Raw genomic sequence first — 17,150 nt, 5'->3', positions numbered from 1 at the left:
AGTCCTGCTTCCGGTCTTTTTATGTGTGGCCGAGGAAAGGGCCTACTTGGCCTGGGGTTCGTCCGCCAGCAAGGCAAAGCCTTCGCGGTTGTCGCTGACGATGCGGAAGTGTTCGCTCTGACCCGACTCCACGTGGGCGGCCTTCTCGCGACGCAGGCGGCCCTTGGAGCAGAGGGTGTCGTCGCTTTCGTCGATGCCGATGCCGACGATGCGCTCGCCCGGCGGAACCTGGAAGCTGGCGACTTCGCCTATGCCGATGCGTGCCGCCAGCTGGCGGTCCACATGCACGGCGATGTAGCAGCCACTGCCCAGCCCCCCCATGTCGCGGTTCACCACGATCTGTCCACCGCCCGCTACCGGCTCCTGGAACGCCAGCAGGCGATCGGCGGGGACCTGGGTGATCTGGCCCGGTTCCGTGCGGTAGGACGAACAACCCGCGAGAAGGAGCAGAGAAACGGCGGCACAGATCAGACGCATGGAGCCCTCCTTGGGCGGAAAAGCGGAAGTGCTGCTGGAACTCTAGTGGATGCCCCGGGCTTTGCCATGGAAAAGCCCGGGCGGACGCATCAGCGCTGGCCCGTTGCATCCTCCGTCGGCAGCTTTTTCAGGCGGTAGGCCAGGGCGGGGCGGGTCATGCCCAGTAGCCGCGCGGCTTCCGACACGTTGTTCTGCGCGCGCTTCATCGCGCCCTGCATCAGTGCTTCCTCCACCGAGTCCAGGCTGACGCCGCTGTCGATCAGGCGTTCCACCCAGTCCGGCTCGACGCTCGGCAGTGCTTCCACCAGCACGCCGCTGCTGGATAGACCGATGCTCTGGGCCTCGTGGGACAGATGCGGGAAGAGCGCGTCGGCGCTGATGCTCTGGTTGGCATCGGTGATGATCACCCCGCGTTCGACGAGGTTTTCCAGCTCGCGGATGTTGCCCGGCCAGTCGTAGCGCATGCAGGCTTCCAGTGCCCGGTCGGAGAGCCCCAGGGTGTGCTTGCCGTAGGCGCTGTGCAGGCGCGCGAGGAAGTGATCCACCAGCAACGGGATGTCTTCCTTGCGTTCGCGCAGGGAGGGAATGAACACCGGGTAGACGTTCAGCCGGTAGTAGAGGTCGGCGCGGAAGCGGCCGTCCTTCACTGCCTGGGCCAGATCCTCGTGGGTGGCCGCGATCACCCGGACGTCCACCTTGCGGGTCTGCGAATCGCCTACCCGTTCCAGTTCTTCCTCCTGCAGCACCCGCAGCAGGCTGGCCTGGGCGCGCGGCGTGAGTTCCACCACCTCGTCGAGGAACAGGGTGCCGCCGTTGGCGCGTTCGAAACGGCCCATGCGCGACTGCTGGGCGCCGGTGTAGGCGCCGCGCTCGACACCGAACAGCTCGGCTTCGATCAGGTCCGGTGGAATGGCCGCGCAGTTCAGTGCGACGAAGGGCCCGCCGGCGCGTTCGCTGCGCAGGTGAAGGCTGCGCGCCATGACTTCCTTGCCGACGCCGGTTTCCCCCAGCAACAGGACCGACGCCTTGCCCGGCGCGGCCTTGTCGATCAGGGTGCAGGCCTTGCGGTAGAGCGGCGCCTTGCCGATGCCGTAGTACTGGCCGGCGTCCTGTTCCAGGCGCTGGCGCATGGTCGCGACCTGGAGCTGCAGGGCCTGGAGTTCTTCGATGATCGGGTCGCTCTGGAAGTAGCGCATGAACTCCTCGGCGTCCTCCCATTCCTCCACCGGCTTGCCGATGATGCGGCAGCGCGAGTCGCCGCAGCCGCGGCAGCTGACCTCCTTGTAGAGCACCTGGCGACCGAGGAAGAACGACGAGTAGCTGATGGCGTAGCCAAGCAGGGTCCAGCACACCGGCTGGTCGGAGTGAATACCTTCGGCGCGGCAGTTCTCCACCTCGTAGGAGTTCTGCCATTCGAGGTCGGCGTAGAACTGGCCGTTCTCGATGTCGATGTTCATCGAAAGCGGGTTGACCTTGACCATGCCCTTGAGGGAATGCAGCTGCGGGCCGGTGAGGAACATCTCCACCGCATCGGCGTCGGGGCGCAGCTTGCGCGCCAGTTCGGCGTCCTTCAGTCCGGACTGGTAACCCAGGCGCAGGAACAGACCCTTGGCGCGTTCCTCGCCGAGCATTTCCACCAGCTCGCGGCGGAACGAGCCCATGGCGGCGGACTGGAGCAGCAGCATGCGTTGCTCGTCGAGCCAGATCTTGCCCTCGTTGCCGAGGAAGCGGACCCGGTCGGTCAGGTCCTTCAGGGTCGGGCTGTGCTCCGACGCCTTGTAATCAACTTTCATCGTGCTGCACCCCAGATTGTTCTTGTACGGGGAGGTCGGCGAACCACCGCTCGGGCGGGCGGTTGCAAGGGTTCGACCGGGCGGCCGGTGGACGCAAGGAAGGGCCGCGTTCTTTTTTCTAAGCGGCCTGAAAGCCACTCAAATGTCAATCGGCCTTGTGCCGGGGAGGGCCGATTGGCGATTTGCTCAAGGCGCTCCGGGGCAATTGAGCAAATGGTGAATGGCCGCCGTCCGGGCGGGCCTGTTCGGGCTGTGCCTTCTGCGCGTTGATGAGTTTTAAAGTCCAATAAAAACAATGGTTTGAGTTGCTTGTGGCGGCGTTTTCAAGGCCCTGGCACAGCCGTTGCTCTGACTCAGGCAACCCGCCCATGGAGTTGCCTTGCATGAGCCAGCCACAGTCCTTCGATCAACTGCCGCGCTACGTCCGGGTGCGCAGCGAGCCCGAGGCCACCTTCGTCGAGTTCGACTTCGCCATCGGCTATCCGGATCTCTTCGTCGAACTCGTCCTGCCGCGGGCGGCCTTTGCCAGCTTCTGCGAACAGAACCGGGTTCAACACATGGACGCGCAGATGGCCGATGCCATCGACGCAGACATGGAGAAGTGGCGCTACGGCGAGAGCCGTGGCCAGGCCGACTGAGCGCCCCGCGACGACGCGTCGGTTCCTCACAACAACAAGTACAGGACGCCTTGCATGAGTATCGAGATCAAGACGGCGACGGCCGAGCCGATCCGCCAGACCTTCAGCCACATCCGCCGACGTTTCGGCGACAAGCCTGCCAGCCGTTACCAGGAGGCCAGCTTCGACATCGAGGCCGCCACCAACTTCCACTACCGCCCGCTGTGGCAGCCGGACAAGCTGCTCAACGACGCCACCCGCACCGCCGTGCGCATGGCCGACTGGTACGCCGTCAGCGACCCGCGCCAGTTCTACTACGGCGCCTACGTGCAGACCCGCGCCAGGATGCAGGAGAACGCCGAGCACGATTACGCCTTCTGCGAGAAGCGCAACCTGCTGGCCGGCCTCGATGCCAGCAGCCGCGAGCAGATCGCTCGCCTGCTGCTGCCCCTGCGCCATGCCGAGCTCGGCGCCAACATGAACAACAGCGGCATCGCCGCCGACGGCGTCGCTACCAGCCTGACCCAACTGCACATGTTCCACGCCATGGACCGCCTCGGCATCGCCCAGTACCTGTCGCGCATCGGCCTGATGCTCGACGACGGCGGCACCGACCTGCTCGCCGAAGCCAAGCGCCAGTGGCTGGATGACCCGGCCTGGCAAGGCCTGCGCCGCTACGTGGAAGACAGCCTGGTGGTGCGCGACTGGTTCGAGCTGACCCTGGCGCAGAACCTGGTCAGTGATGGCCTGCTCTATCCGCTGGTGTTCCACAAGTTCGACGAGCAGCTGTGTGCACAGGGCGCCGGCCAGGTGGGGATGCTCACCGAGTTCATGCGCCTCTGGTTCGCCGAAACCCAGCGCTGGGTGGATGCCCTGGTGAAGACCGCGATCGCTGAAAGCGCCGACAACCGTGCGCTGGTGGAAGGCTGGGTCAGCCACTGGCAGGCGCGCGCCCTGGAAGCCCTCGCGCCGCTCGCCGAGATCGGTCCTGGCGCCAACGCCCTCGACACCGTGGCCGGCGAGTTCGCCGCCCGCCTGAAGAAACTCGGCCTTGCAGGAGCCGCGCAATGACTTCCCTCGTCTACATCGCCTTCCAGGACAACGACAACGCCCGCTACATCGTCGAGGCCATTGCCGAGGACAACCCCCACGCCGAGATCCAGCACCAGCCGGCCATGATCCGCGTCCAGGCCGAAGGCCGCCTGGAGATCAACCGCGCCACGGTGGAAGAAAAGCTCGGCCGCGAATGGGACGTGCAGGAAATGCTCATCGACGTCATCACCCTCGGCGGCAACGTTGAGGAGGACGAAGATCGCTTCGCCCTGCACTGGAACTGAATCCGCCCATAACGACAAGAATCGGGAGAGCCGCCATGGCCGCCAAACGCCTGAACCAGAAAGACAAGTACCGCTGCCTGACCCGTGACCTGGCCTGGGAACCGAGCTACCAGAGCAAGGACGACATCTACCCCTTTGAGCGCTTCGAGGGCATCAAGATCACCGACTGGGACAAGTGGGAGGACCCCTTCCGCCTGACCATGGATGCCTACTGGAAATACCAGGCCGAGAAGGAGAAGAAGCTCTACGCCATCTTCGACGCCTTCTCCCAGAACAACGGCCATACCAACCTGTCCGACGCGCGCTACGTCAACGCGCTGAAGCTGTTCCTCTGCGGCGTGACCCCGCTGGAGTACCAGGCCTACCAGGGCTTCGCTCGCGTCGGCCGGCACTTTGGCGGCGCCGGGGCGCGGGTCGCCTGCCAGATGCAGGCGATCGACGAGCTGCGCCACGTGCAGACCCAGATCCACGCCATGAGCCACTACAACAAGCACTTCAACGGCCTGCATGACTTCGCCCACATGCACGACCGGGTGTGGTTCCTCTCGGTGCCCAAGTCGTTCTTCGAGGACGCCCGCACCGCCGGCCCGTTCGAGTTCCTCACAGCGATTTCCTTCAGCTTCGAATACGTGCTGACCAACCTGCTGTTCGTGCCCTTCATGTCCGGCGCCGCCTACAACGGCGACATGGCGACCGTCACCTTCGGCTTCTCGGCGCAGTCCGACGAGGCCCGGCACATGACCCTGGGGCTGGAGGTGATCAAGTTCCTGCTGGAGCAGCACGAAGACAATGTGCCGATCATCCAGCGCTGGATCGACAAGTGGTTCTGGCGCGGTTACCGCCTGCTGACGCTGGTGGGGATGATGATGGACTACATGCTGTCGAACAAAGTCATGTCCTGGGCCGAGGCCTGGGAGGTGTACTACGAGCAGGCCGGCGGCGCGTTGTTCAAGGACCTGGAGCGCTATGGCATCCGTCCGCCGAAGTACGTCGAGCAGACCACCATCGGCAAGGAACACATCAGCCACCAGGCCTGGTCGATCTTCTACCAGTACAGCCAGGCCACCAACTTCCATACCTGGATGCCCAGCGACGAGGAACTGGACTGGCTCTCGGCCAAGTACCCGAACACCTTCGACCGCATCTACCGCCCACGCTATGAGCACTGGCGCGAGATGCAGGCCCGTGGCGAGCGCTTCTACAACAACGCGCTGCCGATGCTCTGCCAGATCTGCCAGATCCCGCTGGCCTTCACCGAGCCGGACGCGGACACGACGCTGAGCCATCGCAGCGTGATCCATGGCGGCGAGCGCTTCCATTTCTGCTCCGACGGCTGCTGCGACATCTTCCGGTTCGAGCCGGAGAAGTACGTCCAGGCCTGGCTGCCGGTGCACCAGATCCTCCAGGGCAATTGCGGCGGCGGCGACGTCGAGACGGTGGTGCGCGACTACTACAACATCGCTTTCGGCCAGGACAACTTCGACTACCAGGACTCGCCCGAACACCAACGCTGGCGAGAGTGGCAGGGCGACAAGCCCGCCGACCTTGCCAGCGCCGGCTGAGTCCACGGCGGGCAGCGCGTGCCCGCCTTCCACCCCATTACAAGAAGGACAGCGTCATGCCCGTGACCGCCATCGGCGCCTACCAGGCGCAATCCCTGGACCGCCAGGAAAACTTCAACGGCCTGCAACTGGTGTACCTCTGCTGGGAGCGCCACCTGATGTTCTGCGCCCCCTTCACCTTGCCGCTGCCGCCGGACATGCCCTTCGGCGACTTCATCGAGAACGTGGTCAAGCCCTCCATCGCCTCGCACCCGGATGCGGCGAAGGTGGATTTCGCCAAGGCGCTGTGGCGCCTCGACGACGCCGATTTCGCGCCCGACCTGAAGGCTGGCCTCGCCGCCAACGGCATCGGCCACAAGAGCCTGCTGCACCTTTCTACTCCCGGCCTGGATGGCCTCAACGGCAGCTTCAACTGAGGAGGTCGCCATGAGCTACCAGGTGACTATCGAACCCACCGGTGAACAGATCGACGTCGAAGAGGGCCAGACCATTCTCCAGGCCGCGCTGCGCCAGGGCGTCTGGCTGCCCTTCGCCTGCGGCCACGGCACCTGCGCCACCTGCAAGCTGCAGGTGCTGGAAGGGGAGGTGGACGTCGGTGCCGCCTCGCCCTTCGCACTGATGGACATGGAGCGCGACGAGGGCAAGGTGCTGGCCTGCTGCGCCATCCCGCAGAGCGACCTGGTGATCGAGGCCGACATCGACGTCGACCCCGACTTCGCCGGCCACGCGGTGCAGGACTTCCAGGCGACGGTGGTCGCGCTGGACGACCTCTCGCCCACCATCAAGGGTGTGCGCCTGAAACTGGACCGCCCCATGGACTTCCAGGCCGGGCAGTACATCAACCTGCAGATCCCCGGCATCGAGGGTACCCGCGCCTTCTCCCTGGCCAACCCGCCGAGCCGTGCCGACGAGGTGGAACTGCACGTGCGCCTGGTCGAGGGAGGCCAGGCCACAGGGTTCATCCACCGCGAACTGAAGGTGGGCGATGCGCTGGAGCTCTCCGGCCCCTACGGCCAGTTCTTCGTGCGCGGGTCCCAGGCCGGCGACCTGATCTTCATCGCAGGCGGCTCGGGCCTCTCCAGCCCGCAGTCGATGATCCTCGACCTGCTGGAACAGGGCGATACGCGGCGCATGGTGCTGTTCCAGGGCGCGCGCACCCGCGCCGAGCTGTACAACCGCGAACTCTTCGAGCGCCTGGCCGAGCAGCACGAGAACTTCACCTACGTGCCGTCTCTCAGCCAGGCCGCCGACGACACCGAGTGGACCGGATTCCGGGGCTATGTGCACGACGCGGCGAAGCAGCATTTCGATGGTCGTTTCTCCGGCAATAAGGCCTACCTCTGCGGCCCGCCGCCGATGATCGACGCTGCCATCACCGCGCTGATGCAGGGGCGGCTGTTCGAGCGCGACATCTTCATGGAGCGCTTCCTCACCGCCGCCGACGGCGCCGGCGAGAGCACCCGCTCGGCGCTGTTCAAGCGAATCTGAGCCCACGCGCATCTGACCCTGCTTCATCCGCCGCTCCGCGCCATGTGCGCGGACGGCGGCTCACGCCCATAACAACAAGAAGGTATTGCCGATGAGTGCCAACCTGCGTGTCCTTTCCTGCTGCATCCTCGCCGCCCTCGTCCAGGTCGCCCATGCCTCCGAAGGCGGTGGCTCCACCTACCCGATGGGTGCCGAGAACTACATGTCCGGTGCCATGCCGCCACCCGGTTTCTACGGCCAGGTGTTCTCCACCCACTACGAGGCCGACACACTTCGCGGCAACGACGGCCGCAGCCTGCCCGTGGACTTCCGCGTGCGCGCCAACGTCATCGCCCCGCGCCTGATCTGGGTGAGCGAGCAGCAGCTGTTCGGCGGCAACCTGGCCTTCGCCGCGCTGTTCCCGTTCGTGGACCTGAAGGTGGAAGTGAACGGCCAGTCCCAGAGCAAGAAAGGCCTGGGTGACATCATCTTCGGTCCGGCATTGGGCTTTCATCACAGCGACAAGCTGCACAGCATCTTCGCCCTGGACTTCATCGCCCCCTCCGGCGAGTACGACCGCGGCGACCTGGCCAACATCGGGCGCAACTATTGGACTGTCGAACCGGTGTGGGCGATCTCCTACGTCGACCCCGCCGGGCTCAACGCCAGCGTGAAACTGATGTACGACTTCAACCGGGAAAACCCCGCCACCGACTACCGCTCCGGCCAGGAATTCCACTTCGACTACGCCGTCGGCTGGGGCCTGGGCAACGGCTGGGTGCTGGGTGTGGGTGGCTACTACTACCGCCAGACCACCGACGACCGCCAGGACGGCGAGACCATCGACGACAACAAGGGCCGCGCCTTCTCCATCGGCCCGTCGATCATGTACAGCAACAAGGACGGCTGGTTCCTCACCGCCAAATGGGAACAGGAAACCCAGGTGCGCAACCGCGCGGAAGGCGATGCCTACTGGCTGAAACTCACCGTGCCGTTCTAGCGCTTATTCTCCCCTCTCTCTGCTCAGGGAGAGGGGCCCCGGCAACTACCCGCGCCGAAACACCAGCGCCTTCAACCCCGCATCCTCATCGATATCCGCAAACTCCGGCGGATTTTCCAGCCGCTCCACGAAGCGCAATTCCGGAGCCTCCGTCGCCATACCCTGCACGAGGAAGTCCGGACCGATGGCAGGATCATTCACGCAGGCCAGCACCACTCCATCCTCGGTCAGCAGCTCCGGCAGGCGCCGCAGGATCTTCTGGTAATCGCGGGTCAGGGCGAAGCTGCCCTTCTGGAAGGACGGCGGGTCGATGATCACCAGATCGTAGGGGCCGCTCTTTTTCACCTTGCCCCAGGACTTGAACAACTCATGGCCGAGGAAACTCACCCGGCCCAGGTCATGGCCATTGAGCCGGTGATTCTCCCGCCCCCGGCTGAGCGCCGAACTGGCCATGTCCAGGTTCACCACATGCTCCGCGCCGCCCTCGATGGCGGCTACCGAGAAGCCGCAGGTGTAGGCGAACAGATTGAGCACCCGTTTGCCGCGGGCATTGGCACGAACCCAGTCGCGGCCGTAACGCATGTCGAGGAACAGGCCGTTGTTCTGCTTCCTGCCCAGGTCCAGCTTGAAGCGCAGCCCGCCCTCGTTGACCACGCACTCATCCACCGCCTCGCCCCAGAGCAGCTCCACAGTGCTTTCCAGCAGGTAGCGATGCTGCAGCAACAGACTCCGCGCACCGCTGCGCTGCCAGACCGGCGACTGGGTGAGTCGCAGAAGCATGGCCCGCAGCGCAGCGAGCTCGTCTTCCGCGACTTCGCGGAACAACGACACCAGCACCACGCCCTGCAACCAGTCGACCGTGACCTGCTCCAGCCCGGGAAAGCGCCGGCCGCGGCCGTGGAACAGGCGGCGGACTTCGTCCGGCACATGCCCAAGGGCGGAAGTCAGTTGCTGTTCCAGGGTGGCGATGGCGTCGAGATTCATGGCGGGCGATTCGAGGGAAACGAGGGGCGGCATTCTAACCCGAGCCTTCCGTCGACTGCCGGGGCATGGCAATCAGCCTGGCTCAGCGGTTCCGGTAGCACTCAACGCAGTGCATTCACTGACCAGGGCACGCTGCGGTCCCCTGGAGGTGGCCGTCATATTGATGAATACAGATCACAAGCTCATGCAATTTTATTGGGATTATCGCATGAGTCGCTCCGCCATACAGTGAACGCAACTCGAACAGAAAGCCCGCGCGGTGCGGGCTCCCACACAGGAGAGTTGCTATGCGTACCTGGTTCATTACTGGAGCTTCCCGTGGTTTCGGCGCCCTCATCGCAGCGCAGGCCCTGGAGGCTGGTGATGCGGTAATCGCTACCGCCCGCAAGCCGGAAGACGTCGTTGCCCGCCTGGGCAAGCATCCCAACCTGCTGGCCTTGCGCCTGGACGTGACCCGCGAAAGCGAGGCCCACGACGCGGTGGCAGAGGGCATCAAGCGCTTCGGCCGCATCGATGTGCTACTCAACAACGCCGGCTACGGCATCCTCGGTGCGGTGGAAGAAACCAGCGCGCAGGAGGTGGAGCGCATCTACGCCACCAACGTCTTCGGCCTGCTCAACGTCACCCGCGCCGTGCTGCCGCACATGCGCCGCCAGCGCTCCGGCCACGTCATCAACATCTCGTCCCTGGGCGGCTACCAGTCCTACTACGGCTGGGGCGTGTATGGCTCCACCAAGTTCGCCGTGGAAGGCATCAGCGAAGCGCTGCACCAGGAGCTGGCACCGTTGGGGGTGAAGGTCACGGTGGTCGAGCCGGGCTTCTTCCGCACCGACTTCCTCGATGAGCAATCCCTGGTGAAGACTGCCCTGGAGCTGGCGGACTACGACGTAACCGTGGGCGCCATGCGCCGCTTCGCCGAAGGCGCCAACCATGCCCAGCCGGGCGACCCGAGCAAGTTCGCCGGCGCCATCCTGACGCTGGCGAACGCCGCCAACCCGCCGCAGCGCCTCGCCCTGGGCAGCGACGCGGTGCAGCGCATCGCCGACAAGCACAATCTGGTGGAAAGCGAAGTGGCGGCCTGGAAAGCGCTGTCCCTGTCCACTGACCTCGAGGCCTGACGCGGGCCAGCTGCAAAAAAGACGAAGCCCCTGGAGATCCTTCGGTTTTCAGGGGCTTCGTGCAGGGAATGGTCGGGCAGCCAAGGTGGCGTCGATCCGCTACGCACCGACTCCGGCGTCGGCTCCACGTCAAGCCGTCGGTGCGCGTGGCGCCCCCTACATTTCAAGGCCTCCAGCGCCGGATTTCGGTGTGCCAACTTTCGCTTGCGAGACACCCGTTCGTCGGGCGGGATACCTGATGGCCGCTTATCCTGGCAACTCAACGTGACGTCTGGCGCTGCTGGCAATTCGCCCCATCGCCCTTCTATACAACGAGTGCGATCCGTCCGCGCAACCCCGCACGACGAGCCACCTTTCAGGGGGGCGAAGTATGTAAATGCAATTCCGTACCCAACCGATACGCGTGATGCTGATCGATTGTCGTCCCCTCGTCCTGATGGGGCTCCATGACTTGATCAATGCCAGAAAGCCAAGGATGGAAGTGTGCGGCCAGGCCAGTACCTATGCCCACGCGCTGGATCTTGCCGATCAGCTGCGCCCGAATGTCATTTTCTTCAGTTTCTTTCCGGATGCCCTGGACCCGCTGGACGTCATCTCGCTGCTTACCCGCAGAGACGAGATGAAGGTGCTGCTGCTCAGGGGGTTGTACGAAGCCGTTCCCATTGCCCGGGCGATCGATGCCGGTGCCCGGGGCGTCGTGCTGGCGGAGGATCCCACGGAGTCGATCATCCGTGCCATCATCAAGGTCCACCATCGCGACATCGGGCTGGAACGGGCATGGGCCGGCGGACTTTCCGGGTATTCCGCGGCCGGACAGTTACGGGTGAATGCAGACCCGGAGCGCGCGCGGTACTCGCAGTTGACCCTGCGCGAAAGGGAGCTGATTGGCGCCATCGTGGGCGACCCGTCCGCCAAGTACATGTGCATCGCCGCGCGCCTGGGCATCAGCGAGCACACGGTGCACAACCACCTCAGCAACATCTATCACAAGCTGAACCTCATCAATCGCGTCGACCTGCTGATGTACGCGCTGAAGCACGGACTCACCAGCGGCGGCGAGCCACCGGATTCCACCTGGGTAGAAATGGACTGAGCCTTCCAGTCCGGCTTTCCCGATGAAAACGACCAGGCTCCCTTGCGGGGGACTGGTCGTTCACTTTGGCCATGTCTGCATCAGGAACCGTAGCTTGGATCGCGCTTCATCGACTCACCATCGTGGCTCGGCACGGCCTCGCGGGTGGATATGAAAAGCGATATCCACCCTGCCTGTGCCTTGCCGGTGCCTGTCAGGCGCCGCCGAAGAGAATGTCGGCGTTCGTGAGGTCGACACCGACCACGGTGATGGTCGTTGTCTGTGCGCCCGACTCGTCGATTGTCACGATGCTGTCTGCGCCAGAGTTGTCGATTGATTGGATTGCGGCGCCCGGGTCACCAATGAGCATCAGCTTGTCTGGCCCCACATCGAAGCCGTTGACCCGGTACAGGTTCTCGGCGGCCGACAGATCGATGTTGAAGGCATCCTGCTCGCCAATAGTGCCGGCCAACCTGTAGTCGAAGAGCTGGTCATTCGGGTCGTTCGCAAACAGTTTGGCTTCGAACGTACTGCTCGCCGTGTCCCCATCCTTGTCCGTCAGTGTTGCGTTGAAGGCCAACTGGACATCGTTGGCCATGTTCTCGACCTGCTTGATGAACTGGATCACCGGCACCTTGATCGCGCCCAGGCCCATCGAGAGCTGAACGGCATCGATCATCTTCACGTCATCCCACTGGACGAGGAAGGACTTCTGGCCCCCAGCCTCGGAGGCGAGATCGGCGGCAAGAACCTTCGTCTGGGCCGAACTCGTGCCGTCCTCGAAGAAGACCCTGTAATACAGCTCTTCGGTTGCCGGGTTGTAACCCTGCAGCGAGTTGTCGATGAACACCTTCACGGCCGTCAGCAAGGTCTCGGGGTTGATCACGAAACTCTCGTCGCCGCTATTGATGCCGGCCGTTCCGTTGCCCTCCAGGTTGTTGTTGGCGATGCCGATGCCGGACGTGCTGACGTTCATGTTCGCCGTGCCGAGGAAGGAGAATCCGCCGGCTTCGATCTGCGCTTCGGTGAGGTCGGGCGCTCCCTGCACGATGGCGCTCAATACCTGGTCTGCGGTCGTGTTCGCGTTCACGCCGAAGAACACGATCTCCTCGGATGGCGAAGGAATGGTCGGCGTGTCCTGCTTGGGAATCAGCAAGGTGCGGACAGGGTCGGGGCCGCCTGCATCGAGTGAGCCGTCGGCGCTGCTGAGGACGACGGTCGAACTGAAGCCTTGCACCAGATCCAGGGCATAGGTGCCATTGGCAAAGGCCGTCAGGGTGTAGTCGATGGTGGTATCGGCCGTTGTCGCGTCGTTGTCGAAGTCGCCGGTCAGGCTACCTGCGAAGTGGTATGCGCCATTGGCATCCGGTGAGGGCGAAAGATCGTTGAGCGTACCGGTACCGGTGGTGGTCGTGTCGTCCGGCCTGATCAGGGTGAACTGACCATTGACCAACGAGATATCCAGACCCGCTGCTCCCAATCCGTCGGCGCCGGCCGCCATGCTCCAGTTTCCGTATTGGGGAAGGACGGTACCTGTTCCGATCAGGTTGCCGAACGCGAGCGTCGGCGTGTCGTCGTCGACGGTGATGACCAGCTTCTCGGGCGCGGCCGTCACCGTGTCGCCGTCGGCGTCGGTGGCCTGCAGCAGCGAGCCGAGGTTGAGGGGGATGTCGTTCTCGTCATTGCCCGCCGCATGGTCCAGGGCCTTGAGCAGCGTGAAGCTGTACAAGCCCGCCGCGGTGAGGCTGAAGGTGAACACGGGGGTCACGCCAGCCGAGGCGGTGAGCGTGTTGCCGAGGACGTTGTAGGTCACCGTCACGCCGCCCGACTTCAGCGTTTGCGGCAAGTCGCTGGTGTCGCTCGCCAGGGAATAGCTCAGTGGCGCCTCGGCGCCCAGGGACCAGGGCAAACCCAATGATTTGCTGTTCCTTGCTGAAGCCCGCGTCTCGGCCCTGCTTCGCGACTGCCTCCCAGCGGACCGCCATGCCTTGTTGGGCGACGGGATGATGGCCCATATCCTGTGGATGGCCTTCGACGGTTTCGTTATCAACCAGCGCATTGGCGATACCCGTAACGTCGAGCACCTGGCTGATCTCCTGGTGGTCCTGCTGCTTGGGACGGATGAGGTCAATTCGGACGCTTGAGCAAGCAGTTTGCCAGGCGTCGCATCGCACCGGTTTCGGGGTATGCGCTGAGCCCACTGGCCCGGCGTATCTACCCTGTTGCAGATGCAGGAAGTAATCGGCGAACAGCGAGAAGCCTGCCGGCGCCATGCAAGCTTTAGCCGCCTCGACGCCTGCTCCGGCCATTGTTGTTCTCCTATGCGTGGGAGGAGGCGTGCCCGCCCATCAAAAGCGCCTGGTGCAGGCCAGCTTGCTCGCGCAGGAAGTTCCACGTGGTTTTCATCCGCGCAATATCTTTGAGTTCGATGGGCATCAGCATCCAGAAGGTGCGGGTAAACACGATCTGGTCGCCCAGGACGCACTGCAGACCTTTGTCGGTGGCGGCGGCGAAGGCGGGCAGGATCGCCAGTCCCGCACCTGCCGCCGCCGCTTGCTGCTGGGCCAGGATGCTGGTGCTGCGCAGCGCGACTCGGCGCGGCTTGCCAATTTCATCGAGGTAAAACAGCTCCTTACTGTAGAGCAGATCGTCGATATAGCTGACGAAGCTGTGCTCACGCAGATCATCGAGGCTGGTGATCGGGGTGTGCTGCTCCAGGTACTCGGTGCTGGCGTAGAGCTTGAGTACGTAGTCGGTCAGGCGCGTGATGATGTACGGGCCGCGTTCAGGCCGCTCCAGGGTGATCACGATATCGGCTTCGCGCCGTGACAAATGCACCGTGCGCGGCACCGCCAACAGCTCCACACCGAGATTGGGATGCTGCCGTGTCAGCGAGGCGAGCTGCGGGGCCAGCATCACGGTGCCGTAACCTTCGGGCACACCGATACGCACTTGTCCCGACATCGACTGCTGTTGGCCGTCGCTGGTTTTCTCGATGGCCGAAAACGCACTCTCCATGGCTTCGGCTTTTGGCAACAGGCGCCGGCCGGCTTCGGTCAGGCTGTAGCCGGTGGTCCCCCGACTGAACAACTGCTGACCCAGGTCCTTTTCCAGCGCCTGGATACGCCGGGCGACTGTGGTGTGGTCGACCGACAGACAGCGTGCCGCGGCCGTCAATTGGCGTGTTCTGGCCACTTCGAGAAAGAAACGCAGGTTGTTCCAGTCCACTGTGCGGCTCCATCTGTGCAAATTTGCAGAATGGTACTGCAAATTGGATTGTTCTATGGACAAAAACACACTGATACGATCGCCGAAACCGCACCCGATTCGGGATGCTCCGTCGTAACCACTGGTGCCAAGGCGAGAAAATAACAATGACCACCTCAGCTCAACCGGCCGTTCCAACCGTCAAACTGCTGATCAATGGCCAGTTTGTCGAATCCAAGACCACCCAATGGCGTGATGTCGTCAACCCGGCGACTCAGGAAGTGCTGGCTCGCGTTCCCTTCGCCACCGAAGAGGAAATGAACGCCGCTGTTGCCTCCGCACGCGAGGCCTTCAAGACCTGGCGCAAGACCCCCATCGGCGCCCGCGCGCGCATTTTCCTCAAGTACCAGCAGCTGATCCGGGAAAACATCAAGGAGCTGGCCGCCATCCTCACCGCCGAGCAGGGCAAGACCCTGCCTGATGCCGAGGGCGATGTGTTCCGTGGCCTTGAGGTGGTCGAACATGCTGCCAACATCGGCACCCTGCAGATGGGCGAGCTGGCCAACAACGTGGCCACTGGCGTGGATACCTACACCTTGCTGCAGCCCCTGGGCGTATGTGCCGGCATCACCCCGTTCAACTTCCCGGCGATGATTCCGCTGTGGATGTTCCCAATGGCCATCGCTTGCGGCAACACCTTCGTCCTCAAGCCGTCCGAACAGGACCCGATGGTGACCATGCGCCTGGCCGAACTGGCCCTCGAAGCCGGCATCCCGGCTGGCGTGCTCAACGTCATCCATGGTGGTGTGGATGCGGTGAACCTGCTGTGCGACCACCCGGACATCAAGGCCGTGTCGTTCGTGGGCTCGACCAAGGTCGGCACCCACGTCTACAACCGCGCCAGCCTCAACGGCAAACGCGCCCAATGCATGATGGGGGCGAAGAACCACTGCATCGTGCTGCCCGATGCCAACAAGCAGCAGACCCTGAATAACCTGATGGGCGCATCCTTCGGTGCGGCCGGTCAGCGCTGCATGGCCTTGCCGGTGGTGATTCTGGTGGGCGAGGCGCAGAAGTGGCTGCCGGAGCTGGTGGAGAAAACCCGGACTCTCAAGGTCAACGCTGGCCACGAGGCGGGTACCGATGTGGGCCCGGTAGTTTCCTGCTCTGCGCTTGACCGCATCTCCAGCCTGATCGCCAAGGGTGTGGAGGAGGGCGCGACCCTCGTGCTCGATGGCCGTAACCCGGTGGTCCCTGGCTACGAGAATGGCAACTTCGTTGGGCCGACCATCTTCACCGACGTGACGCCTGAGATGACCATCTACAAAGAGGAAATCTTCGGCCCGGTGCTGAGCGTGATGAATGCCGCCACCCTCGATGAAGCCATCGACATCATCAACGCCAACCCCAACGGCAATGGCACCGCGCTGTTCACCAGTTCGGGCGCGGCGGCTCGTCGCTTCCAGGAAGACATCGATGTCGGCCAGGTCGGCATCAACGTACCGATCCCGGTGCCGGTTCCGCTGTTCAGCTTCTCCGGCTCGCGCGCCTCCAAGCTGGGCGACCTGGGCCCCTACGGCAAGCAAGTCATTCTGTTCTACACGCAGACCAAGACCGTCACCGAGCGCTGGTTCGAGGACGGCGAGGCGGGTGCCCTGAACACCACCATCACCCTCAAGTAATGGCGGCGGCCGGGCCCCGTGCCCGGCCACGTGGGAGAGCATGACAATGAACTACGAAACGCTGCTGATCGAACGCCACGACCGCGTAGCGCTGATCACCCTGAACCGCCCGCAGGCCCTCAACGCGCTGAACCAGACGCTTCTGCGCGAGCTCAGCGATGCGGTCTGCCAGTTCGACCGTGACCCGGAAATCAGCGTGATGGTGCTGACCGGCTCGCAAAAGGCCTTCGCCGCTGGCGCCGATATCAAGGAAATGGCCGACAAGACCTTCCAGGAAGCCTATCTGGAAGACTTTTTCAGCATTGCCGACAACATCGCCTCGCGCCGCAAGCCGATCATCGCCGCCGTAGCCGGCTACGCCCTGGGCGGTGGCTGTGAACTGGCGATGCTCTGCGACATGATCTTCGCCGCTGATAATGCCCGTTTCGGCCAGCCCGAGATCAACTTGGGCGTGTTGCCCGGCATTGGCGGCAGCCAGCGTCTGACCCGCGCCGTGGGCAAGGCCAAGGCCATGGACCTGTGCCTGACCGGGCGCCAGATGAATGCCGAAGAAGCCGAGCGTGCCGGCTTGGTGGCGCGCATCATTCCGCTGGAAAGGCTGCTGCAGGACACCATGGACGCCGCCCAGCTGATCGCGGCCAAGTCCCTGCCGAGCATCATGATGAACAAGGAATGCGTGAACCGTGCCTTCGAAGTGGGCCTGCGCGAAGGCCTGCTGTTCGAGCGCCGGGTCTTCCATTCGGTGTTCGCGCTGAACGACCAGAAGGAAGGCATGCGTGCCTTCGTCGAAAAACGTGCCCCTGTGTTCACACACAACTGACGCCTTCCTGGAGA

General features: G+C 63.8%; 17 protein-coding genes and 1 pseudogene. 12 read left to right on the top strand and 6 right to left on the bottom strand.

From position 1 onward, the window contains the following. Positions 1–42 precede the first annotated feature (42 nt). From ACFW0B_RS14755 to ACFW0B_RS14745, 3 genes are all read right to left on the bottom strand, one after another. A complete protein-coding gene (locus tag ACFW0B_RS14755; protein WP_449149369.1) occupies positions 43–477 on the bottom strand; it encodes a 3-isopropylmalate dehydratase in 435 nt (144 codons plus the stop codon). An 89-nt stretch (positions 478–566) separates the two neighbouring features. After that, a complete protein-coding gene (locus ACFW0B_RS14750) occupies positions 567–2,270 on the bottom strand; it encodes a sigma 54-interacting transcriptional regulator (protein WP_449149367.1) in 1,704 nt (567 codons plus the stop codon). 145 nt (positions 2,271–2,415) lie between these two features. Further along, positions 2,416–2,655: a hypothetical protein gene (locus tag ACFW0B_RS14745; protein WP_449149365.1), complete on the bottom strand. Its 240-nt coding sequence runs from the start codon at positions 2,653–2,655 to the stop codon at positions 2,416–2,418. Between ACFW0B_RS14745 and ACFW0B_RS14740 the strand changes: the two genes are divergently transcribed. From ACFW0B_RS14740 to ACFW0B_RS14710, 7 genes are all read left to right on the top strand, one after another. Further along, complete coding sequence (locus ACFW0B_RS14740; RefSeq protein WP_449149363.1) at positions 2,654–2,908, top strand: phenol hydroxylase subunit; 255 nt, start codon at positions 2,654–2,656, stop codon at positions 2,906–2,908. The two genes, ACFW0B_RS14745 and ACFW0B_RS14740, sit on opposite strands and share 2 nt — an antisense overlap. A gap of 54 nt (positions 2,909–2,962) precedes the next feature. Then, on the top strand, positions 2,963–3,958 hold the full coding sequence (locus ACFW0B_RS14735) for an aromatic/alkene monooxygenase hydroxylase subunit beta (protein ID WP_449149361.1): 996 nt from the start codon (positions 2,963–2,965) through the stop codon (positions 3,956–3,958). Further along, positions 3,955–4,224, top strand: coding sequence for an MmoB/DmpM family protein (locus ACFW0B_RS14730; protein WP_449149359.1), 270 nt, complete (start codon positions 3,955–3,957; stop codon positions 4,222–4,224). The genes ACFW0B_RS14735 and ACFW0B_RS14730 overlap by 4 nt, the downstream gene beginning before the upstream one ends. Before the next feature lie 35 nt (positions 4,225–4,259). Further along, the gene (locus ACFW0B_RS14725; RefSeq protein WP_449149357.1) at positions 4,260–5,786 is read left to right on the top strand and encodes an aromatic/alkene/methane monooxygenase hydroxylase/oxygenase subunit alpha; all 1,527 of its coding nucleotides are present in this window, start codon (positions 4,260–4,262) and stop codon (positions 5,784–5,786) included. A gap of 56 nt (positions 5,787–5,842) precedes the next feature. Then, positions 5,843–6,202 (top strand): phenol hydroxylase subunit P4, encoded by a 360-nt coding sequence (locus tag ACFW0B_RS14720; RefSeq protein WP_449149355.1) that lies wholly within the window; start codon positions 5,843–5,845, stop codon positions 6,200–6,202. 10 nt (positions 6,203–6,212) lie between these two features. Next, the gene (locus ACFW0B_RS14715) at positions 6,213–7,274 is read left to right on the top strand and encodes an NADH:ubiquinone reductase (Na(+)-transporting) subunit F (protein ID WP_449149353.1); all 1,062 of its coding nucleotides are present in this window, start codon (positions 6,213–6,215) and stop codon (positions 7,272–7,274) included. 91 nt (positions 7,275–7,365) lie between these two features. Further along, the gene (locus ACFW0B_RS14710) at positions 7,366–8,253 is read left to right on the top strand and encodes a SphA family protein (RefSeq protein ID WP_449149351.1); all 888 of its coding nucleotides are present in this window, start codon (positions 7,366–7,368) and stop codon (positions 8,251–8,253) included. Between the two features lie 45 nt (positions 8,254–8,298). On the opposite strand, the gene ACFW0B_RS14705 is transcribed toward ACFW0B_RS14710, so the two are convergent. Further along, positions 8,299–9,237, bottom strand: a complete 939-nt coding sequence (locus ACFW0B_RS14705) for a class I SAM-dependent methyltransferase (RefSeq protein ID WP_449149349.1) — start codon at positions 9,235–9,237, stop codon at positions 8,299–8,301. Between the two features lie 287 nt (positions 9,238–9,524). Here ACFW0B_RS14705 and ACFW0B_RS14700 point away from each other — a divergent pair, with 287 nt between their 5' ends. Next, a complete protein-coding gene (locus ACFW0B_RS14700) occupies positions 9,525–10,355 on the top strand; it encodes an oxidoreductase (RefSeq protein ID WP_449149347.1) in 831 nt (276 codons plus the stop codon). A 376-nt stretch (positions 10,356–10,731) separates the two neighbouring features. Beyond that, positions 10,732–11,448, top strand: a complete 717-nt coding sequence (locus ACFW0B_RS14695; protein ID WP_449149345.1) for a response regulator transcription factor — start codon at positions 10,732–10,734, stop codon at positions 11,446–11,448. 193 nt (positions 11,449–11,641) lie between these two features. On the opposite strand, the pseudogene ACFW0B_RS14690 reads toward ACFW0B_RS14695, so the two are convergent. Next, positions 11,642–13,321 (bottom strand): annotated as a pseudogene (locus ACFW0B_RS14690) (T1SS-143 repeat domain-containing protein); the annotation flags it as partial. A gap of 109 nt (positions 13,322–13,430) precedes the next feature. Between ACFW0B_RS14690 and ACFW0B_RS14685 the strand changes: the two are divergent. Then, positions 13,431–13,571 (top strand): hypothetical protein, encoded by a 141-nt coding sequence (locus ACFW0B_RS14685; protein WP_449149343.1) that lies wholly within the window; start codon positions 13,431–13,433, stop codon positions 13,569–13,571. A 175-nt stretch (positions 13,572–13,746) separates the two neighbouring features. Here the strand turns inward: ACFW0B_RS14685 and ACFW0B_RS14680 are convergent, their stop codons facing one another. Then, a complete protein-coding gene (locus ACFW0B_RS14680) occupies positions 13,747–14,655 on the bottom strand; it encodes a LysR family transcriptional regulator (protein WP_449149341.1) in 909 nt (302 codons plus the stop codon). 146 nt (positions 14,656–14,801) lie between these two features. Between ACFW0B_RS14680 and ACFW0B_RS14675 the strand changes: the two genes are divergently transcribed. Both ACFW0B_RS14675 and ACFW0B_RS14670 read left to right on the top strand, forming a co-directional pair. Further along, a complete protein-coding gene (locus tag ACFW0B_RS14675; protein WP_449149339.1) occupies positions 14,802–16,316 on the top strand; it encodes a CoA-acylating methylmalonate-semialdehyde dehydrogenase in 1,515 nt (504 codons plus the stop codon). Between the two features lie 46 nt (positions 16,317–16,362). Further along, positions 16,363–17,136: an enoyl-CoA hydratase gene (locus tag ACFW0B_RS14670; RefSeq protein ID WP_449149337.1), complete on the top strand. Its 774-nt coding sequence runs from the start codon at positions 16,363–16,365 to the stop codon at positions 17,134–17,136. The last annotated feature ends 14 nt before the right edge of the window (positions 17,137–17,150 follow it).

This window comes from Metapseudomonas phytobenefica, from assembly GCF_043392685.1.
GTDB lineage: Bacteria > Pseudomonadota > Gammaproteobacteria > Pseudomonadales > Pseudomonadaceae > Metapseudomonas.
The sequence above is the reverse complement of the archived record's forward strand: the minus strand, read 5'-3'. Positions and strand labels throughout refer to the sequence as shown.